Genomic DNA, 20,698 nt, shown 5'->3' on the forward strand with positions numbered 1-20,698 from the left:
CTCCTCTTCTCCGTCATTCGTCTGACGATCACTCCTCGAGGATCGCCACCGCTCCCGCCATGTCGCCGTCGTGGGTCAGCGACAGGTGGATCTTGACCGTCGGCAGGAACTCCGCGGCCATGCCGTGCAGCTTGATCGACGGACGTCCCCACGCGTCGTTGACGACCTCGATCAGCGGGTACGGGTTGTCGCCGATCTGGGGCGCACGAGCGAAACGTGATGCGGCCCAAGCCTTCAGCACCGCTTCCTTCGCGGCCCACCGCGCGGCGTAGTGCCGCGCGGGATCCGCACTGCGCGTGGCGGCGTGGCGGCGCTCGCCGGCAGTGAAGCTGTCGCGGACCATGGTGGTCCCGACCTTCTCCATCTGCTCGGCGAACTCCGAGACCGACACCAGATCCAGACCGACTCCCAGGATGCTCACTCGGCCACCGTACGGTAGACGTCGTCCGCGCCGAGGCGAGAATCTTCGCTCAGCAGCAGATCGATCTCGAGCTCGTGCTTCGCATCGCTCGACGTGCCGTCGTGGCCCAATCGGCGATCCTCCGGACGCTCGTAGAGCGAGGATCCGCCGCACATCGCCTCCATCAGCCGCCGCTTGCCGGCCACCACACGTGCCTGCGCCTTCGCCGTGTACTCCTCGCGCTGCGCGGCCGGAACCGCCTCGAGGAACGCCTGCGGGTGCACCACGGCGATGATGCCGGACACATGGCCGAAGCCGAGGCTGGTCAGCAGACCGGCCTTGAACGGCAACCTCTCCCCGAAGCGCAGCGGTTCGCGTACCCAGACCAGGTTCTCGAACTCGGTCATCGTGTCGTCGACGCAGTCGAGACTGCGGTTCGGCGGCACGACGCCCTCGGCCAACACCTGGCACAGACCGATCAGCTGGAAGGCGGCAGCGCCGCCCTTGCTGTGTCCGGTCAGCGACTTCTGCGAGACCACGAAGAGGGGGTTGCCCTCCGTGCGGCCCAGCGCTCGGGCCAGACGCGTGTGCATCTCCGCCTCGTTGGGATCGTTCGCGTTGGTCGACGTGTCGTGCTTGGAGACGATCGCGATGTCGTCCGCGGAGACGCCGAGTGCGCTGAGCGACAACGCCATCGCCGAGTCCTGACCGCCGCGGGCAGCGCCTAGGGCGCCGAGACCGGGAGCCGGGATCGACGTGTGCACGCCGTCACCGAAGGACTGCGCCCATCCGACGACACCGAGGACGGGCAGGCCCATCTCCAGAGCGAGGTCACCGCGAGCCAGCAGAATCGTTCCGCCGCCGTGCGACTCGACGAAGCCGCCGCGTCGACGGTCGTTGGCTCGGGAGAACCGGCGATCCGAGATGCCCTTGGCGTGCATCGCCGAGGCCTCCGCCGTCGCCGACATGTCGCCGAAGCCGATGATGCCCTCGGTGCTGAGGTCGTCGAACCCGCCGGCCACGACGAACGTCGCCTTGCCGAGCCGGATCTTGTCCACGCCCTCCTCGACCGAGACCGCCGCCGTGGCGCAGGCCGCGACCGGGTGGATCATCGCGCCGTAGGACCCGACGTACGACTGCACCACGTGCGCCGCAACGACGTTCGGCAGCGCTTCCTGCAGGATGTCGTTCGCACGAGCGTCGCCCAGCAGGGTGTCGATGTACAGCGAGCGCATCGACTCCATGCCGCCCATACCGGTGCCCTGCGTGTTGGCGACCAGCGAGGGGTGCGTCCAGCGCATGAGCTCGGACGGGGTGAAGCCGCTGGTGATGAACGCGTCGACCGTGCAGACGATGTTCCACAGCGCGACTCGGTCGATGGAGCTCGCCATGTCCGGCGAGATGCCCCACTTGGTGGCGTCGAATCCCGTGGGGATCTGACCACCGACCGTGCGCGTCAGCTTCATCTGACGCGGTACGCGGATCTCGGTGCCTGCCTTGCGCGTGACCTGCCAGTCACCCTCCGCGTTCTGGTTCACGACCGTCCGCTCGGGATCGGCACCGACGAAGGCGCGTGCCTCCGCCTCGCTGCCGACGACGAACGTCAGATCGTTGTCCAGGAACACCGAGGTGAGCAGCGGCGCGGTGTTGTTCACCATCGCGCCGTCGTCCTCGTACTGCCGGATACCGCAGCGTTCGACGACCGTGTCGTGGTACCGGTCGGCGATCTCCGCCTCGGGCACCAGATCGCCGGACTCGGCGTCGTACCACCCCGGCTTGGGATCGTTCTCCCAGACCACCAGGCCGGTGTTCCACGCGAGTTCGAGAACGCCTGCCGCCGAGAGCTTCTCGTCGACCTCCATCTCGAAGCGGGTGCGTGCGCTGCCGTACGGCCCGAGCTCGCCCGTTCCGACGATGACGACCATCTCGGACGGCTCGATGTCCAGAGCGGTCCACGCGGGTGCTGCGGGCTGCTCGTCGAGCCGCGGCGGCGCGGGAAGCGCGTCGACGGTGGCGAGTGCCTCGGCGACGGACTCGTCCGCGACGGCCTCGTCGGCCGCCTGCTTGGCGAGTGCGGCCAGATCGAGGCCCGCCTCGGCGAGGCCGCCGGTGAGATCGACCTCGAGCGGTGCCTGCGCGGCGGCGGTCCGGGACTCCTCGTCGCAGGTGGCGAGCAGCTGCTCGGCCATCTCCGCCGTGGACCAGGTGCGCACACCGGCTGCCTCGGCAGCGTTGGCCACCGGGTCGTTGTGACCCATGAGGCCGGTGCCGCGGACCCAACCGATACGGGCGTGCACCAACGTGACTCGCTCGGCCCAGGTGCGCTCCGCCTTCCAGCGGTTCACCACGGCGTCGAGCGCTGCCTTGGACTCGCCGTAGGCACCGTCGCCACCGAACAGTCCACGGTTCGGCGAACCGGGAAGTGTCACGTGCAGACGGGTGTCGACGTCGCGGTCGTGACCGATCTTCGACAGACCACCGATGAGACGCTCGACCGACCAGAGCAGGACGCGCATCTCCATCTCGGCGCGGGCACCGGCGTCGGACAGCTCGCCGGCGACCCGCGGTGCCGCGAAGGGGAACAGCATCGTCGGGGTGACGGCGGGCTTGACCAGCTTCTTCGCGCCACCGGCCGAATCGATCTGGTCGCTGCCGATCCACTCGATCAGGGCATCCACGTCGGCGTACGAGGCCATGTTCGCCGGGACCACCCAGAGGGCTGCTCCCGCAGTGGCATTCGTGCGGTAGAGCTCACGGTAGAACCCGACTCGGCTCTCGTCGAGACGCGAGGTGGTGAGGAAGACGGTCGCACCGCCGGCGAGCAGTTCCCCGGTCACCGCAGCGGCGATCGAGTTCTTGCTGGCGCCGGTGACGACCGCGACCTGTCCGGTCCAGCGGGTGGACGCCTCGGTCGACTGCGCCGCAGCCGACGCGATGGCGCCGTAGGTGGCCGCCAGGTCGCCGCGCCCCTGGGCGTCAGCCTTCTGCTGCCACCAGCTCGCCTGGGACGCGACAGCCGTGCCGGTTCCGGCGAAGGTGTCGACAGCGAGTGCCTGAGCCTTCTCGTCCCCCAGCCACAGCCGGGCGAGATCCTCACGCGCACTGGCCCAGCGGTCGTCGATCAGCACCGCCTTGCGGGCGTCGAACGATGGAGCGACCAGACGCGGCCAGTCGGTGCCGAGCTCGGTGGACACCAGGTCGACCAGCTCGGCCTCGCTCGCGTCCGCCTCGGGCAGGGTGAGGTTCTCGGCGAATCCGAGCTGTTCGAGGACGAGTCGGGCCGCCGAGGCCAGCACTCCGCTGCGCCCGGTGATGTTCTCGGTGAACTCACCCAGGGCGGCCGCGTCGACGGTGCCACCGCCGCCGCTGCCCCCACTGGAGGGCATGGACACCTGGATGCCGCGTCGCTGACCGACCGCAGTCACGGCTGCGTCGATGACCGCGTCGACCGCGGCACCGTCGGCGACGGCACCGTCTGCGAGACCACCGAGGTCGCCGCCGCGGATCGATGCGCCGTCCCTGGTGCCGAGGGCGACCTCGGCGGTGACGTGGTGGGCCCACCCGTCACCGAGCTGCCACACCTTGGCGACGCGCTCCGCGATGGAGCCGGGGCGACGTCCCGACGGTCCGAACACCTTGCGCAGGTGATCGTTCACCGAGTCGCTGAGCACCGGCCCGAACGGACGGTAGGTACGTGCCAGCTTGTTGACGGTGCCGGCGAGGGCACCCATGTCGGCGTCGGCCGCGCCGTCGATCGCGCCGAGCGACAGCTCGGAACCGAGATCGACGAGCAGCTGGTTACGCCGGGACGAGACGCCGTCGCACAGTGCCTCGATGGTGTCGGCGGGGCCGATCTGATCGATGCGGAGCTTGGTCCACAGGGCGATCAGCACGGTCGTGGCGTCCGACGCCGTGAACGCGATGTCGTCGGGACGCGGTCCACCGGCCGGTGCCGCGGGAGCAGCGACCGGGGCGGCGACGGCTGCCGGGGCAGCCGCCGGATCTGCAGCGGGAGTCTCGGACTCGGGCTCGTCCGCCATCTCCGGGTCGGTGTCCGTGGAGAAGACGACGGCCGCGTCGCGCTCGATGTTGAGCACCTCGACGGGGTGGCCGATGCGACCGGGAAGCTTGAGTGTGTTGGTCGCCAGGTTGGCCACCGTGGGAACGGATCCAAGACCCACCTCGACGAAACGCTCGATGCCCAGTCCGCCGTCCGACTCGTCGGCGAACAGCAGGTCCTGCGTCTCGATCCACCGGACCGGGCTGGCGAACTGCCATGCCAGCAGCTCGGTCAGGATCACGCGGCACAGATCGGCCGGGCGGGCGGCCCAGTCGTCCCACCGACCCAGGACGTCGGCCAGCGGCTCGGACGGCACCAGGTCGGCGATCTCCTGCACGAAGTCACGATCGAGCGTGAACAGACGCGGAACCAGGTTGGGGATGTAGCGGCCGACGAGGATCGACGGGTCGATCGTCTCCGGGAGCAGCTCGAGGAGACGAGCCCGGAAGTCGTCCACACCGCCGCGCAGAACGGTGGAGTGGAACGGGACGTCGATGCCGGGGACCAGGATGAAGGCCCGCTTGCCGCCGAACTCGGCACGGCGACGGTCGATCTCGCGCTCGAGCTCCTCGAGACCCGCGACGGTGCCGGCGATGGCGTACTGGGAGCCGCGCAGGTTGAGGTTGACCACCTGAAGGAACTCGCCGGTGCGCTCACCGATGGACTCGACGAATCCGATGACGTCGTCGTCGGCGAGGCCGACCTGCGACGGACGGATGGCGGCCATGCGGTACTGGCTGCGGCCCTTCGCATCACGCGGGACCAGCTGGTGCATGGCGGAGCCGCGCTGGAAGACCACTTCGAGGACGGCCTCGAGCGGCAGGACCCCGGCGACGGCGGCGAGAGCGTTGTACTCACCGACGGAGTGGCCGGCGAGGAACGAGTCCTCGACGAACGCGCCGGACTCGCGGAGCTCGGCCACCTGGGCGACACCGAGCACGGCCATCGCGACCTGAGTGAACTGGGTCAGGTGCAGGACGCCGTCGGGATGACGGTGGGTCACTCCCCTGGCCCGCAGCTCGGTCGGGTTGTCCCGCACGACAGCGAGAATGGAGAAGCCGAGGGCAGCGCGGGTGTGCTTGTCCGCACGCTCCCAGATCTCACGGGCGGCCTTCGAGCGAGCCCGTGCGTCGAGTCCCATGCCGGGCTGCTGGATGCCCTGGCCCGGGAACGCGTAGACCGTCTTCGGTGCGGCGATGCGGCCGGTGGCCATCATGACCATGTCGCCGTCGACCTTGCAGGAGACCTCGACGATCTCGGAACCGGCCTCGTAGCCGACGCGATCGACGCGGACGTCGATCGAGGCGCCGGGACGCACCATGCCGAGGAAGCGCGTGGTCCACGCCGTGAGGCGACGCGGCGGAGTCGTCGCGGCCGGATCGACGGCGGTGACCACCTGCTGCGCGGCAGCCGAGAGCCACATGCCGTGCACGATGGGATCGCCGAGACCGGCGAGACGTGCTGCGGCGTCCGAGGTGTGGATCGGGTTGTGGTCGCCGGAGACCTGAGCGAACGCACCCATGTGACGCGGAGCCGTGATGGTGGTGTCGCGGCGACGGCGGCGCGGGGTCTCGACCAGCGCGTCGGTGACCGACCCGCCGGCGCGCGGCGGATCCGACAGCGTGCCGGTGCCGGTGCGGCCACGGATGGCGAACCGCTCGACGAGGGTGGCGACGACGGGAGCGTCGAGGCCCTCGCCCAGCATGGCGCCGATCTCGACGGAGACCTCGACCACGCGGCCGAGATCGGTGTCGACGACCTCGCCCGACTGCGCCTTCACCACCAGGATGCTGTGGTGGTCCGGGAGCGTGCCCATGAGATCGATGCGGTGGTCGAGGTGGACCAGGTCGAGCATGCCCTCGATGACGGAGCCGGCGTCGGCGGTACGCGCCGAGCCGAGCACGGCGAACACGGCGGGCCAGCACGCTCCGACGAGGACGTCGGGCACGGCCGAGTGGCCGACGCCGTAGTCCGCGGGGAGGCCGGAGCCGGTGACGCCCGCATGGTCGGCGACGAGGTCGGGCGACCAGGCGATGTTGAGGCGAGCAGCGCCGCCCTTGACCGTCGGGAGTTCCTGTCCCGCAGCGACTCCGAGCAGTGCGGACATCGACGACTCGGCGTCCGCGTCGGTGACGAGCGGCGCTCCGCCGTCGACCGCCGAGGCGGGGACGGTGATGCGGATGTCGACGCTCTTGCCGGGCGAGAGCGGGACCGAGAGGAGCACCTGGTCCGAGCCGGCGACGGTCAGCGTGGCGCCGGTACGGGCGTGGGTGGCGGCCTCGTCGGACACGACGTCCCACTCGGACAGTGCACCGAGTCGACGAACGGGGTTGGGCGCGAGGCGCGATGCCCAGGTGATGTCCGGAGCGGCGAGCACCATGCCCACGAGACCGCCCGCGATGTCGGGATGACGGCGGGTGGCGACGGCGACGGAGTCCGCGCCGGAGCCGAGCAGGCGATCCGCGGTGGCCTTCTCGAAGCGGTTCAGCAGATCGCCGACCGGCTCGTTCAGCCGGTCGATGCCGGCGACTGCCACGGTGCCGGGGATGACGCAGACCTGGTCTGCCGAGTACCGCGCGTCGTGGGCCTGCCACAGCGAGTCACTGCGCCACCAGCGGCGGACGTCCTTGTCCACGACGGGAACGAAGTTGACCGGCTTGCCGGGGATGCGGCACAGCGAGATGAAGAACGGCACGTCGGCCGGGTGCAGCTCGACCGTCGAGGCGTCGGGGTAGGCCGCGACGAGTGCCCGCAGGGCATCGGCGGGGCGATCGAGGATGTCGTCCTCGGCGAAGAGGGTGGGAACGGGGCCACGGTCGACGGGGTGCAGACGGGCCTCGGCGCGCTGGAGCATGTCGCGGAAGCGGACGCGCCACGTGACGTCGAGCCACGGAGTGTCGGTGTCGATGTCGTGCCCGACAGCGAGCTCGAGGTAACGCTCGAGCCAGCGCAGGTACGTCATGGACGCGACGTCGCCGAAGTACGGCTTCGCGGTGGCGTCGAGAGCGGCGATGATCTCGTCGCGGCGGGCGGCCACGGCCTCGTCGTCGCCGGCGACCTCGTCGAGCAGACGACCGGTCCGCGAGGCGGCGTTGTCGATCTCGTGGATGTCCGCGCCGAGCTGGCTGCGGCCGGAGGCCATGCCGCCGATCGCGGTGCCGGCACCGACCCAGTCGGGCGTTCCGGGGGTGTCGACGAGGAGCTGCTTGACCTCGGGGGACGTTGTCGCCTCGAGCGTGGCCATCGCGGCGGTGCCGACGAGGATGCCGTCGAGCGGCATGGCCGGGAAGCCGGCGGCCTCCGACCAGCGTCCGGTGAGGTAGTCGGCTGCGCGCTCGGGAGTTCCGATGCCGCCGCCGACGCAGATGACGATGTTGTCGTGCGACCGCAGCTCCGCGTAGGTGGCTACCAGCAGGTCGTCGAGGTCCTCCCACGAATGGTGGCCACCGGCGCGGCCACCTTCGATGTGGATGATGACCGGGTAGTCCGGAACCTCGTTGGCGATGCGGATCACGGCGCGAATCTGCGCCACCGTGCCCGGCTTGAAGCAGACGTGGCTGATGCCGACCTCGGTCAGCTCCTCGATGAGCGCGACGGCCTCGTCGAGCTCGGGGATGCCCGCGGTGACGACGACGCCGTCGAACGGCGCACCCGCCGTGCGGGCCTTCTGCACGAGGCGCTTGCCGCCGAGCTGCAGCTTCCACAGGTAGGGGTCGAGGAAGAGCGAGTTGAACTGCACGGACCGGCCCGGCTCGAGGAGCTCCTGCAGCTCGGCGACGTGGCCGGCGAAGATCTCCTCGGTGACCTGTCCGCCACCGGCGAGCTCGGCCCAGTGGCCGGCGTTGGTCGCGGCGGCGACGATCTTCGGGTCGACGGTGGTCGGGGTCATGCCCGCGAGCAGGATCGGCGACCGACCCGTCAGCTTGGTGAAGGACGTCTCGACGGCGGTGTACCCGTTCGGGAGGGTGACCACGGACGGGGCGAAGTCGCTCCACGGCCGGTCCACCTCGGGTGCGGCGCCGGGAGTGAGGAGGTTGCGGTGCCCGGTGCGGGTCGACGCGGCGACGACGCCCACGCCGTGGCCACTGATGTTCGATGCGGTCAGGCGGGTGAGGGCGTCACCGGGACCGAGGTCGAGGATCCACGAGGCGCCGGCGGTGACCACGGACTCGGTCGCGGCGACCCAGTCGACCGGATCGACCAGGATGGCCTGCGCGAGTGCGCGGGCACGAGAGACGTCGACGCCACAGCGCTCGGCCCACTGGCCGACGACGTCGACGGCCTCACCCATCTGCGGGTGGTGGAAGCCGACCTCGATGTCGAGGGGTTCGAAGACGGGAGCGAAGATCGCGCCGCCACGCTTCTTGGCGTCACGCTCGCGGGTCTCGGTGGCCGAGATCTCCTCGCAGCGCTGCTGCACGCGGACGAGCTTGGTGTACGGACCGCTGAGGACGACGCGTCGGCGACCGTTGCGGATGGCGACGACGGCGGACGTCGTGGCGTCGTCGCCCGCGACCTCGTCGACGATGGCCTGCAGACGGACGGGGTCGACGGCGGAGACGGCGATCATGGGAGCCCGCTCGCCCGAGCCGATGAGGGCACGGCGGCGGCCGACGAGACCGGCTGCGGCACCGATGAGCTGCGCGACGGCCAGCAGTTCGGCGTCACTGCGTCCGAGATCGGCGACTGCCGCCTCGGCGAGGACACCCTGCGAGTGGCCGATGACGGCGGAGGGCGGAGTGGCGGTCCAGTCCAGTCCCTGCACCGACAGCGCGCGCAGTGCGGCCATCTGGGTGAGGAGGACGCCGGGGACGGAGACGGCCGCGGAGGCGAGGGCTGCGGTGGACGGACCGGCCGACGGATCGTCGGCGAGCTCCTGCTCCAGCATCCAGGCGATGGGATCGAAGCCGAGGGGCCGCACGACCAGGAGCTCCTGCGCCACGGGCGCGAGGATGTCGGCCGCGGTGTTGACGAGATCGGTGATCTGCGGCTCGAGTGCACAGTCCCGGGTCAGCTCGTCGAGGGTGGGCAACCAGGGCGCACCCTGGCCACCGAAGGCGAACGCGTAGGGCTCGCCCGCGACGAACCGCTCCGCGAGCGACTCCGCCCGATCGGTGGAGCGCTGGCGGTTGGGGGGAGTGCTCTCGTTGATGGTCACGCGTGCGTGTCCTCTCCTACCTCGGATCGCGAGGTGCTGGGTACTTCTGACGCTGGGCTCGTTCGACGTGGCTGAGTTGTTCGACGTTGCTGGGCCACCGGCGACACGAGACTCCGGGAGCCCGAGACGGTGGGCAGTCGTCATCGACGGACCACTCGCATCTCGTGGGCTCAAGGATGACACGGAATCATGAGGAATTCCTCACGTTCTGTTTGACGTCCTAGTGCTACCCGCGGGTACGTCGTGATCGTGGCCAGAAACGGCGGCTCAACTGACCCGAAAGTAGGGTCGATCGCTGCAGACCAGGGCGGTTTCTGCGGGCGAGGAACCTGAGGGATTCCTCGTGTTCATCGTTACCAATTCGTTATACGAGCGGACGGGCGGTTCCTGTCGGACCGTCCGCCTACCTTCCTGATCGCACACGTCGTGCACCGAGACCGGGGGGACTCACATGACCGACACCATCGCAGCGATCATCGACCGTTCGACGCAGACTGCCACCGCTACCGCCGTCGACGCGGTGATTCCACGAGAGACCTGGCCGTTCTGGTTTCCGGGGTGGGCCGGGGACGTCGAGGCCGCTCTCCTCGACGCCGTGTTCTCGTCGAGAGCGACGTACGGCGGTCCCACCACGGGAGTGCGCCGCGTGATCGCCGCGTGGCGGCGCTCGCGATGCGGCGCGGTGGACGATCTCCGCGCTCTCACCACGCTCGATGCCGACGTCGTGGACAACCGGCAGCGGGTTCCGGGGAATCACTCGACCAAGGCCGACGCCGCGCGGGCCGTCGCCGCCGCACTGCTCGCAGTCGGGGTGACCAGGGCGACGGACGTGGACGGGTCCGAGACGCAACACGACGCGTTCGTCTCCGTCGCAGGTGTCGGCGAGCTGTCATGGGAGTGCTTTCTCGGCGCCCTCGGCGTCGCGTCAGCGCTGAGCGACGCCGGGGTCGACGACTTCCTGCGCGCGACACTCGCCGTGACCGTCGACGGAGTCGAGGACCGGACAGCCGTCCTGGACGCGGTCGCAGGTGACCTCGACACCGACCGCGCGACGCTGCGGCACGCGGTGTGGCGCTACCAGCGTTCGCTCGTCCGCAGGCCGCGGACCCGCGAGGTGCCGGCCGAGGTCGTCTAGACTCACCTGCACGCGCGAGTGGCGGAATTGGCAGACGCGCCAGGTTTAGGTCCTGGTGTCTCAGGACGTGGGGGTTCAAGTCCCCCCTCGCGCACCAGCAGGTGAGTCCCACCACGACCCCTACGACGCGGTGTCGTTGACCGTGCGCGGTCCGGTACCGTCGTGGTGTGGATCAGAGCCGGGACACCACCTCGAGGACGCGCCGACCAGCACTCATCGTGCTGGTCATCGTCGCTGCCTGCGGATGCCTGGCGCTCGGGTACTGGCAGTGGGAACGATTCGAATCGTCGTCCGGCACGGGTCAGAATCTCGGCTACGCCTTCCAGTGGCCCCTCTTCGCCGCCTTCGTCGTGTTCGCCTACCGACGGTTCGTCCAACTCGAGGACACCGTGGACGAACCGGTGGAGTCCACGGTGATCACCGAGATCCCCACCGATCTCCTCCCGCAGCGCCCGACAGCTCGGGCGACCCGCGTGTCCGACGACACCGCCGACGACGAGGAGACTCGTCAACTGCGGGAGTACAACAGCTATCTCGCGGAGTTGGACGCCGGCCGCGAGAACGACAGGAGCACTTCGTGAGCACCGCAGAACCTCGTCCCGCCGCTCGAAGCACCGGGGGTCGGCCGACCGACCGGCGGATCGAGCCCGCACTTCTGCGCTATCGCGTTCTCGCCTACGCCACCGGCGTCTGGCTGCTGGTGCTGACCGCGGAGATGGTGGCCAAGTACGTCTTCGGCGTCGAGAACCTGCCCGGGTGGATCGCGATCGTGCACGGCTGGGTCTACTTCGCGTACCTGATCGTCACGCTCGACCTCGCCGTGAAGGTGCGCTGGCCCGTCGGCCGCACCATCGGCACGCTCCTCGCCGGCACCGTGCCGTTCCTGTCGTTCGTTATCGAGCACCGCCGCACCCAGCAGGTGACGCGGGACTTCGCCGTCCGACCTACTGCGTGAGCGCGGTGATCTCCGGGAGCAACCGGCGCAGCGCGACGCCGCGATGGGACGACGCGTCCTTCTCCGCAGGCGTCATCTCGGCAGCGGACTGCCCGGCACCGTCCGGAACGAAGATCGGGTCGTAACCGAATCCACCACTTCCGGCACGGGTTCTCGACACACTCCCCCGCCACTCGCCGCGGACCACGTGCTCACGTCCGTCCGGCAGCACCAGCGCGCAGGCGGAGACGAACGCCGCACCGCGCCGCTCGTCCGGCACGTCGGCCAGTTGCGCCAGCACCAGCGCGGTGTTCGCCTCGTCCTGGCCGTGCTGCCCCGACCATCGCGCCGACAGCACTCCGGGCATATCGTTCAGTGCGTCGATCGCGATCCCCGAATCATCTGCCACACAAGGCATCCCGGTCGCGGCAGCGCCGTCCCGAGCCTTGATCAGAGCGTTCTCCTCGAAGGTCGCCCCGGTCTCGGGAGTCTCCGGGTACTCGGCGACCTCGTCGAGCCCCACCAGTTCCACGCCGCCGACCTGCGCGGCATCGAGCACCCGCCGCAGTTCGGCGAGCTTCTTCGCGTTGCGGCTGGCGACGAGGAGCCGTACGTCAGGCACCGGGCAGCTCACCGGGGTAAGGGGCCGCGAGAGCCTCCTTCTGGATCGCGAAGATGCGCTCGCAGCCGGCGAGGGCATTGTCGAGCATGGCGTCGAGGGTGGACCGCGGGAAGGTCGCGCCCTCGCCGGTGCCCTGGATCTCGACGAGTGTTCCGGTGTCGGTGGCCACGACGTTCATGTCCACCTCGGCGCGGGAGTCCTCCTCGTACGGCAGGTCCAACCGGACGCGGCCGTCCACGACGCCGACCGACACGGCCGCGATGGCGCAGGAGATGGGCTGCGGATCGGCGAGCTTGCCGTGAGCAGCGAGGTAGGTGACGGCGTCGGACAGTGCCACGAAGGCCCCCGTGATCGCCGCTGTGCGCGTCCCGCCGTCGGCCTGCAGCACGTCGCAGTCGAGGGCGATGGTGTTCTCACCGAGAGCGGCGAGATCGATGCAGGCCCGGAGCGAGCGCCCGATGAGTCGGCTGATCTCGGACGTGCGTCCGCTGACCTTGCCCTTCACCGATTCGCGGCTGTTGCGGGTGTGCGTCGCGCCGGGAAGCATGGCGTACTCGGCGGTGAGCCAGCCGAGCCCGGATCCCTTCCGCCACCGCGGCACCCCCTCCTCCACGCTGGCGGTGCACATCACCCGGGTGTTGCCGAACTCGACCAGCACCGATCCTGCCGGGTGCGAGGTGAAACCGCGGGTGATGGTGATGGTGCGGAGTTCGTCGTCTGCTCTGCCGTCTTCACGTGTGGACACGCCTGCCACCCTAGTCGGGTCGCCGACACGGCCCGGGGACGGACTGCCGCGCCCCGAGGGACGTGCGAGCGGTCAGACCTCGACGACGTAGCCGGGTGAGACGGCATGCACCGGACCACCGAACTCGGCCTTCGCCTCCGCGACGACGTCCTCGCGTGACGTCCACGGCGGGATGTGGGTGAGCAGCAGTTCCGAGACCTCCGCCATGGCCGCCAGCCGGCCGGCCTCGGTACCCGAGAGGTGTACGCCCTGAGGGCGATCCGCGGCGTGTGTCCACGACGCCTCGGCCAGGAGCACGTCGGCCCCGGTCGACAGTTCGACCACCGCGTCGCACATTCCGGTGTCCCCGGTGTAGGCCAGGACGGTTCCACTCTCGGTGGTGATGCGCATGCCGTAGGACTCCGGCGGGTGGTACACGCGTCGCGGCTCGATGGTCAGCGCACCGAACGTCACCACGGAACCGTCTCGGAGGTACCGCAGATCGAGGGTGTCCGACATGTCGTCGATCCGGCCACCGCTCTCCGCGGACGCCACGCCCAGACGGAACGCCATGTCCGACGGCCCGAGGACCACGGCACGGCCCTCCACCGCAGTGGGGCCGTACCGGCGCCAGACCAGCAGTCCGGGGACGTCGAGGCAGTGATCGGCGTGCAGGTGCGACAGCAGCACGTGCACGTCGGCGGGGTTCACGTACTTCTGCAGGGCACCGAGAACACCGGGGCCGAAGTCCATGACGAGCGGAGCGGTGTCGGGCGCCTCGATGAGATATCCCGATGCCGGCGAGTCCGGACCCGAGACACTGCCCGAACAACCCAGAACCGTGAGACGCATGGGTGTCATGCTGCCACGCGCGGTGAGAGGTCCGAGAGAGTTCGGCGACACACCGTGTCGTGAGATGTCCGAAGGGTGCGCACGGCTCCTGTCACCGGTGCAGTGTGGGCGACGGCGGGAGCGTGCGCGCGGCGCGTTCCCGGCGTGCGGCACCGGCGAACATCCAGGCCGCCAGCACTCCCGCGAGTGCGCCGAACAGGTGGCCCTGCCACGACACGTCCTCCTGCGTCGGGAGCACCCCCCACAACGCGCTGCCGTAGACGAGCAGCACCAGGACCCCGACGAGCAACTGCCCGAGATCGCGGGCGAAGACGCCGCGCACGATGAGGTAGGACAACCACCCGAACACGATGATCGAGGCGCCGACGTGCAGGGACGCGGTCTCGCCCGTCAGCCAGGTGCCCAGCCCACCCACGATCCACACCACCGCGGTGACGGCCAGACCGCGCGCGATGCCCGAGAGCATCAGCACGAATCCCAACACCAGCAGCGGAACGGTGTTGGCGAACAGGTGGTCCCACCCGTGGTGAAGCAGAGGGGCGAAGGCGACGCCTTGGAGACCGTCGACCGATCGGGGGCCGATGCCGTGCCGGTCGAGGGCGAGACCGGACGCCACGTCCACCGCCTCGATGACGTACAGAACGGCGACGAAGCCACCGATCACCATGGCGGCGCTCGCCCAGCGCGAGCGTCGCGGCTGCGTGACCGGCTGAGCGCCGGAGGTTCCGAGGGTCATGGCGTCCCCGATCGTGAGGCGAGAGGTGATGTCCGGTTTCGACGATACTCGAGAGTGCGGGTCGGACTCACGCGCCGGAACTCGGGAACACGTCCCGATAGGCGGGAACCCCGGCCACCGCCGTCGCGGCGAGGATCGCCCGCGCGATGGCGCGCTCGACCACCGGGGCGACCGCCGCGCACACTCCGTCGAGCACGGCCAGATGGGGCATCATCATCGGCATGTCCACCTCGGCGGGGCGGGCGGCCGCCCGTCCCGTCGCGACGGCGAAGATCGTGTCGCCGTCCAGCGGCGAGTGGGCCGGTCGGATCGCGCGTGCGAGCCCGTCGTGTGCGGCGACGGCCACCCGCCGGCACTCCGACTCGGTGAGCTGCGCGTCCGTGGCGACGACGCCGATGGTCGTGTTGAGGGAGGTGTCCTTCGGCGCGAGCTCGGCGGCCGCCCGCACGTCGTCCGCACTCGGGGTTCGCAGGCCCACCTCCGGGACGGACGCCGCACTCCACAGGACACCCGTCGCGGGGTCGAAGACCGATCCGACGGGATTGACGACCATCAACGCGCTGACCACCAGACCCGCCGCGGCGCCGGTCTCGATCCGTGTCGACGCGCTGCCGACGCCGCCTTTCAGGAGCCCGGCGCGCGCGCCCGTCCCCGCGCCGACGCATCCGAGCGCGAAGTCGGCGGACGCGGCTGCCGCAGCCGCTCGCCCGAACTCCGCGTCCGGTCGCACGGACCAGTCCCCCATCGGTAGATCGAAGATCACGGCGCCCGGCACGATCGGGACGACACGGTCGTCTCGGCCCATCCGCACGCCGCGCCGGTGCTCCTCGAGGTGGCGCATGACTCCGTCCGCCGCCGCGAGACCGTAGGCGGAACCACCTGTCAGCAGCACCGCGTCGATCTGCTGCACGGCGTGGGACGGATCCAGCAGGTCGGTCTCGCGGGTACCCGGCCCGCCGCCGCGGACATCGACGGCCGCGGTGACCGGCGCGTCCGTCATGACGACGGTGCAGCCGGTCGCGCGTCCGACGCCGTCGTGGTGCTCGTCGGACAGCGTGACCTCGGGATCCAACACGTGGTGGTGTCCGACGGTCAGTCCGGCGACGTCCGACAGCAGGTCGCGCATCACGGCATGAGTACCTGGACCAGCGAGTCCTGCATCCAGGTGAGCCAGTGGTAGACGTCCAGGTGCGGTGCTCGCGGATCGTCCTCCTCGAGTTGGTCGGGGGTGTCCGCATCGATGCCGAGGGTGGTGCCGAGGGCCAGCCGCACGTCGTTCAGCCCGGTCAGCCAGGAGTCGGCCTGCTCGCGGGTGAGAACGATCTTGCCGCCGCCGTTCGGCAGCGTCGACAGGATGGTCGCGCCGGCGGCGCGCTTGATGTCGATGATGTCCGGCTCGTACAGGCTGCGGAGGGCGCCGTTGAGGTCGGCCTGCTCGGCGAGCGCGTCGGACTCGGCCGTGTCGGCGCCCTCGGGCCGGTGGAAATCGGGAAGCAACCGCGCGAGCGTGGGGTCCTCGGGAGCGGAGGTGTTGCCGGATCGCATGCCGGTGAGCTCGGCCAGATCGTCGGTCGGCGCCTCGGCGCCCCGTCGCTCCAGCAGCCCCACCACCGACTCGACGAGCGACCGCAGGACGGCCACCTCGCGGCCGTCCATCTCCGACTTGAACTTGACGCCGCCCAGCGCGTTCTTCCGGGTCCACATGCGCACGACGGCGGTCCTTCCAGAGTGGGTGAGACGAGTGTTCGAGAGTCAGACGTCGTGCTGCATGGTGGCCCACAGGCCCGCCGCGTGCAGCTTCTGCACGTCGATCTCCATCTTGTCGCGGGGCCCGCTCGAGACGACCGCCTTGCCTTCCGAGTGCACCTGCATCATCAGCTCCGTCGCCTTGTCCTTGCTGTAGCCGAACAGCTTCTGGAAGACGTAGGTGACGTAGTGCATCAGGTTGACCGGGTCGTCCCAGACGATGGTGACCCAGGGTGTGTCCGTCGCGGTGTCCTCGGACACCTCCACAGCCTCGTCGGGCGTGGCCTGCGGAAGTGTCGCGGTGAGATCCGAAGCCATGGCGCCCAGGATACGGCGTACATCGGTCGCCCCGTGACACGGTGACCGCTCTAGGGTGCAGTGGTGACCTCCACTGCGCTGTTCACCGATCAGTACGAGCTGACCATGCTGTCGGCCGCCCTCCGCGACGGTTCGGCGCATCGCGCCTGCACCTTCGAGGTGTTCGCCCGGCGGCTTCCCGACGGGCGGCGGTACGGCGTCGTCGCGGGCACGGGCCGCTTCCTCGACGCTCTCCGCGACTTCCGCTTCGGCGAGGACGAACTCGCGTCGTTGTCGTTCCTCGAGGCGGACACCCTCGACTGGCTCCGGAACTACCGGTTCGGCGGCGACATCGACGGTTACCGCGAGGGCGAACTGTTCTTCCCCGGCTCCCCCGTCCTGTCCGTGCGCGGCACCTTCGCCGAGTGCGTGATCCTCGAGACGCTCGCACTGTCGATCTACAACCACGACAGCGCCATCGCCGCCGCGGCCACCCGCATGGTCTCCGCGTCCGACGGCCGGCCGCTCATCGAGATGGGCTCTCGACGCGCCCACGAGGAAGCGGCGGTGGCCTCGTCGCGCGTCGCGTACATCTGCGGTTTCGCGGCCACGTCCAACCTCGAAGCGGTCCGCCGCCACGGCATTCCGGGCGCCGGAACCAGTGCGCACGCCTTCACGCTGCTGCACACGGGCGTCGACGGGCCGGACGAGGCCGCGGCGTTCCGCTCGCAGATCGCCGCCCTCGGTGTGGGCACCACGCTGTTGGTGGACACGTACGACATCACCGCCGGCGTCGCGACGGCCATCGAGGTCGCCGGGCCCGAGCTCGGCGGCGTGCGCATCGACTCGGGCGATCTCGGTGTCCTGGCGCGGCAGGTCCGTCGGCAGCTCGACGACCTCGGCGCCACGCGCACCCGCATCGTCGTCTCGGGCGATCTGGACGAGTACGCCATCGCCTCGCTGCGGGCCGAGCCCGTGGACACCTACGGCGTCGGCACGTCCGTCGTCACGGGATCGGGCGCACCGACCGCCGGCATGGTCTACAAACTCGTCGAGGTCGACGGCATCCCCGTGGCCAAGCGCAGTTCGCACAAGGAGTCGCGCGGTGGACGCAAGCGCGCCGTCCGTCTGGCCCGCAGCACGGGCACCGTCGTCGAGGAGCTGGTGACGAAGGCCGGCGCGCCGTTGCCCGCGACCGATCCGTACACGGTGCGGGAGCTGTCCGTACCCATGGTGCGCGGCGGCGAGATCGTGCACACCGCCACGGTCGAGGACGCACGCACGCTGGTCGCGGAGGGCCTGCGATCACTGCCCTGGGAGGGACTCGGTCTGTCCCAGGGAGATCCGGCCGTGCCGACGGTATTCTCCTGACCGTGGCCACCGCACTCGTCGTCGTCGACGTCCAGAACGATTTCTGTGAGGGCGGCTCGCTGGCCGTCGAAGGCGGGGCGCGAGTCGCCGCCGCCGTCAGCACGCTCGTCGCCGGCGCGAGCTACGACGCCGTCGTCGCGACACGTGATCACCACATCGACCCCGGCGCCCACTTCTCCGAGACCCCGGACTACGTCGACAGCTGGCCGCGGCACTGCGTCGTCGGCACACCCGGCTGCGACTTCCACCCCGATCTCGACCTCACCCCGATCGAGGCAGTCTTCTCGAAGGGCGAGTACGACGCGGCCTACTCCGGTTTCGAGGGTGCCGACGAGTCCGGCACAGGCCTCGCGGAGTGGCTCCGCGCTCGGAACATCGACGCCGTCCACGTCGTCGGCCTGGCCACCGATCACTGCGTCCGCGCCACGGCCCGCGACGCCGCGCGCGCCGGCTTCGAGACGACGGTGCTGCTGGACTACTGCGCCGCGGTGAGCCCCACGACGGTGCCGGCAGTTCTCGCCGAACTCGCCGACGAGGGTGTACACGCCGACCGCTGACCGAGAGCCCGACGCGTCGGCACACCGGCGTAACCTCGCACGGTGCCGCCGAAGTCGAAGTCCGAGTTGCCCACCGTTCCGAGTCTGCTCAGCACCGCGGTGACGGCGCTCGGCGGCACCGAGCGCACGGCCCAGCTCACCATGGCCTCGGCCGTCGCGCACAGCATCGACACCGGCGAGCACCTCGCGGTGCAGGCGGGCACCGGCACCGGCAAGTCGCTCGCGTACCTGGTTCCGTCGCTGCGGCACGCCGTGACGTCGGGGAAGACCGTCGTCGTGTCCACGGCGACCATCGCGCTGCAGCGTCAGCTGGTCGACCGCGACCTGCCGCGTCTGTCGAAGGCTCTCACCACGGCCCTCGCGCACGAACCGACATTCGCGATCCTCAAGGGCCGTGGCAACTACCTGTGCCTCAACAAACTGCACGGCGCACCGTCCGACGCCCCGGAGGAGGAACTGTTCGACGCCTTCGCCGTGTCGCGGCTCGGCCGTGAGGTCAAGCGCATCACCGAGTGGTCCTCGGACACCGAGACCGGTGACCGCGACGAGCTGAACCCGGGCGTGTCCGATCAGGCCTGGCGGCAGATGAGCGTGACCTCCCGCGAGTGTCTGGGGAAGTCGCGCTGCCCCTACGGCGAGGACTGCTTCGCCGAGCTCGCCCGGGTGGATGCGGCGCGCGCCGACGTCGTGGTCACCAATCACGCGATGCTCGCCATCGACGCCATCACCGGCATCTCGGTGCTGCCCGAACACGACGTCGTCGTGGTGGACGAGGCGCACGAGCTCGTGGACCGGGTGACGTCCGCGGCGACGGCGGAGATGTCCGCGACCGCGGTCGGCGCCGCCATGCGTCGCTGCGGGAAGCTCGTGGAGGACGAGATCCTCGACCGACTGGCCGGCGCCGCAGAGGGTTTCGCCGCGTTGCTCGACGAACTCGAGGGCGGACGCTGGGAGGAGTTGCCCCCCGGCGCGTCCCAGACGATCGCGAGCATCCGCGACGCCGCGTGGGCCGTGCGCACGGCCATCGGGCCGGCCAAGCAGGGCGGCGCCGCCGCGGACCCCGACGCGGCGGCCGCGCGGACCGCGGCTCTCGCCGCCATCGACGACGTGCACGACACCGCGGTGCGCATTCTCGAGACGTACGAGGAGAGCGATCCCGCGAAGCGGCGGGACGTGGTGTGGTTGGCCGTCGACGAGTTCCGCGGCGTCGTGAAGCGGGTGGTCCGGGTGGCACCGCTGTCCGTCGGCGGACTGCTCCGGACCCGGCTGTTCGCGGAGTCGACCGTGGTCCTCACCTCCGCGACGCTCACCGTGGGCGGCTCGTTCGACGGTCTCGCCGTCAACTGGGGTCTGCCGGCCGCCAACCCCACCCGCGTCGACGCGGCCCTCGCGACCGGCACCGAGGCACCGTCCGACGCGGACACGTTCCGGTGGAACTCGCTCGACGTGGGATCGCCGTTCGACCACGGCAGGGCCGGCATCCTCTACATCGCCAAGCACCTCACCGCACCGGGGCGCGACGGTACGTCGCCGAGTCAGCTCGACGAGATAGCGGGGCTCGTGCGCGCCGCGGGTGGCCGCACTCTGGGCCTGTTCTCGTCGATGCGGGCGGCGAAGGCCGCGGCGGCCGAGATGCGCGAACGGCTGGACACCCCCGTGCTGTGCCAGGGCGACGATGCCACCGGCGCCCTGGTCGAGCGCTTCGCGCAGGACGAGGCCACGTCACTGTTCGGCACGCTCTCCCTGTGGCAGGGCGTCGACGTCCCCGGTCGGTCACTGACCCTCGTGATCGTCGACCGCATCCCGTTCCCGCGACCCGACGATCCGCTGCTGGTGGCGCGGCAGCGCGCCGTCGAGTCGCGCGGAGGCAACGGGTTCCTCGCCGTCGCCGCGAACCACGCGGCGCTACTGCTGGCCCAGGGTGTCGGCCGACTGCTCCGCAGCGTCGACGACAAGGGCGTCGTCGCCGTGCTCGACTCCCGACTGGCCACGGCGCGATACGGCGGCTACCTCCGGGCGTCGCTCCCACCGTTCTGGGAGACGACGGACCCGGAGATCGTGCGCAAGGCGCTGACGCGCCTCACCGCCACCCAGACCTGAACCTGG

The 20,698-nt window shown here is 70.3% G+C and carries 15 protein-coding genes and 1 tRNA gene; 7 read left to right on the forward strand and 9 right to left on the reverse strand.

Annotated elements, in window-relative coordinates; genetic code table 11:
* Nucleotides 1-28 precede the first annotated feature (28 nt).
* Together HQ314_RS05645 and HQ314_RS05650 are read right to left on the reverse strand one after the other, a co-directional pair.
* Complete coding sequence (locus tag HQ314_RS05645) at nt 29-421, reverse strand: holo-ACP synthase (RefSeq protein ID WP_027505498.1); 393 nt, start codon at nt 419-421, stop codon at nt 29-31.
* Nucleotides 418-9,618 carry a polyketide synthase gene (locus HQ314_RS05650; RefSeq protein WP_308119236.1) on the reverse strand — a complete coding sequence of 3,067 codons (9,201 nt, stop codon included), beginning with the start codon at nt 9,616-9,618 and terminating at the stop codon, nt 418-420. The genes HQ314_RS05645 and HQ314_RS05650 overlap by 4 nt, the downstream gene beginning before the upstream one ends.
* Before the next feature lie 451 nt (nt 9,619-10,069).
* On the opposite strand from HQ314_RS05650, the gene HQ314_RS05655 reads away from it, so the two are divergent.
* The 4 genes from HQ314_RS05655 (at nt 10,070) to HQ314_RS05670 (ending at nt 11,708) form a co-directional block, all read left to right on the forward strand.
* Nucleotides 10,070-10,753, forward strand: coding sequence for a hypothetical protein (locus HQ314_RS05655; RefSeq protein ID WP_222649457.1), 684 nt, complete (start codon nt 10,070-10,072; stop codon nt 10,751-10,753).
* Between the two features lie 12 nt (nt 10,754-10,765).
* Nucleotides 10,766-10,850: transfer RNA gene (locus tag HQ314_RS05660), tRNA-Leu, on the forward strand.
* A 70-nt stretch (nt 10,851-10,920) separates the two neighbouring features.
* On the forward strand, nt 10,921-11,334 hold the full coding sequence (locus tag HQ314_RS05665) for a transcriptional regulator (RefSeq protein WP_204868612.1): 414 nt from the start codon (nt 10,921-10,923) through the stop codon (nt 11,332-11,334).
* A 59-nt stretch (nt 11,335-11,393) separates the two neighbouring features.
* The gene (locus tag HQ314_RS05670; RefSeq protein WP_374197819.1) at nt 11,394-11,708 is read left to right on the forward strand and encodes a DUF3817 domain-containing protein; all 315 of its coding nucleotides are present in this window, start codon (nt 11,394-11,396) and stop codon (nt 11,706-11,708) included.
* On the opposite strand, the gene rdgB is transcribed toward HQ314_RS05670, so the two are convergent.
* The 7 genes from rdgB to clpS form a co-directional block, all read right to left on the reverse strand.
* On the reverse strand, nt 11,698-12,309 hold the full coding sequence (gene rdgB, locus HQ314_RS05675) for an RdgB/HAM1 family non-canonical purine NTP pyrophosphatase (RefSeq protein WP_307108515.1): 612 nt from the start codon (nt 12,307-12,309) through the stop codon (nt 11,698-11,700). The genes HQ314_RS05670 and rdgB overlap by 11 nt on opposite strands.
* Nucleotides 12,302-13,054, reverse strand: a complete 753-nt coding sequence (gene rph, locus HQ314_RS05680) for a ribonuclease PH (protein ID WP_027505493.1) — start codon at nt 13,052-13,054, stop codon at nt 12,302-12,304. The genes rdgB and rph overlap by 8 nt, the downstream gene beginning before the upstream one ends.
* A 72-nt stretch (nt 13,055-13,126) precedes the next feature.
* A complete protein-coding gene (locus HQ314_RS05685) occupies nt 13,127-13,885 on the reverse strand; it encodes a cyclic nucleotide-degrading phosphodiesterase (protein ID WP_037185729.1) in 759 nt (252 codons plus the stop codon).
* A 91-nt stretch (nt 13,886-13,976) separates the two neighbouring features.
* A complete protein-coding gene (locus HQ314_RS05690; protein WP_222649459.1) occupies nt 13,977-14,621 on the reverse strand; it encodes a rhomboid family intramembrane serine protease in 645 nt (214 codons plus the stop codon).
* A gap of 67 nt (nt 14,622-14,688) precedes the next feature.
* Nucleotides 14,689-15,747 carry a P1 family peptidase gene (locus HQ314_RS05695; protein ID WP_222649460.1) on the reverse strand — a complete coding sequence of 353 codons (1,059 nt, stop codon included), beginning with the start codon at nt 15,745-15,747 and terminating at the stop codon, nt 14,689-14,691.
* A complete protein-coding gene (locus HQ314_RS05700) occupies nt 15,747-16,331 on the reverse strand; it encodes a DUF2017 domain-containing protein (protein ID WP_056448931.1) in 585 nt (194 codons plus the stop codon). Before HQ314_RS05700 ends, HQ314_RS05695 begins: the two co-directional genes overlap by 1 nt.
* A gap of 42 nt (nt 16,332-16,373) precedes the next feature.
* On the reverse strand, nt 16,374-16,685 hold the full coding sequence (gene clpS / locus HQ314_RS05705; RefSeq protein WP_027505488.1) for an ATP-dependent Clp protease adapter ClpS: 312 nt from the start codon (nt 16,683-16,685) through the stop codon (nt 16,374-16,376).
* 60 nt (nt 16,686-16,745) lie between these two features.
* Here clpS and HQ314_RS05710 point away from each other — a divergent pair, with 60 nt between their 5' ends.
* The 3 genes from HQ314_RS05710 to HQ314_RS05720 are packed head-to-tail and all read left to right on the forward strand — an operon-like array spanning nt 16,746 to nt 20,692.
* A complete protein-coding gene (locus tag HQ314_RS05710) occupies nt 16,746-18,035 on the forward strand; it encodes a nicotinate phosphoribosyltransferase (RefSeq protein ID WP_285185968.1) in 1,290 nt (429 codons plus the stop codon).
* A 2-nt stretch (nt 18,036-18,037) separates the two neighbouring features.
* A complete protein-coding gene (locus HQ314_RS05715; protein ID WP_056448937.1) occupies nt 18,038-18,592 on the forward strand; it encodes an isochorismatase family protein in 555 nt (184 codons plus the stop codon).
* A gap of 42 nt (nt 18,593-18,634) precedes the next feature.
* Nucleotides 18,635-20,692: an ATP-dependent DNA helicase gene (locus tag HQ314_RS05720; protein ID WP_308115421.1), complete on the forward strand. Its 2,058-nt coding sequence runs from the start codon at nt 18,635-18,637 to the stop codon at nt 20,690-20,692.
* Nucleotides 20,693-20,698 lie beyond the last annotated feature (6 nt).

It is taken from the genome of Rhodococcus sp. BP-332 (assembly GCF_019836065.1).
Taxonomy (GTDB): Bacteria; Actinomycetota; Actinomycetes; order Mycobacteriales; family Mycobacteriaceae; genus Rhodococcoides.

What these genes read in the sequence shown, in the direction of transcription:
- HQ314_RS05655 (WP_222649457.1), top strand. Translation starts at nt 10,070, where the DNA reads ATGACCGACACCATCGCAGCGATCATCGACCGTTCGACGCAGACTGCC.
- HQ314_RS05685 (WP_037185729.1), bottom strand. Translation starts at nt 13,885, where the DNA reads ATGCGTCTCACGGTTCTGGGTTGTTCGGGCAGTGTCTCGGGTCCGGAC.
- HQ314_RS05690 (WP_222649459.1), bottom strand. Translation starts at nt 14,621, where the DNA reads ATGACCCTCGGAACCTCCGGCGCTCAGCCGGTCACGCAGCCGCGACGC.
- HQ314_RS05695 (WP_222649460.1), bottom strand. Translation starts at nt 15,747, where the DNA reads ATGCGCGACCTGCTGTCGGACGTCGCCGGACTGACCGTCGGACACCAC.
- clpS (WP_027505488.1), bottom strand. Translation starts at nt 16,685, where the DNA reads ATGGCTTCGGATCTCACCGCGACACTTCCGCAGGCCACGCCCGACGAG.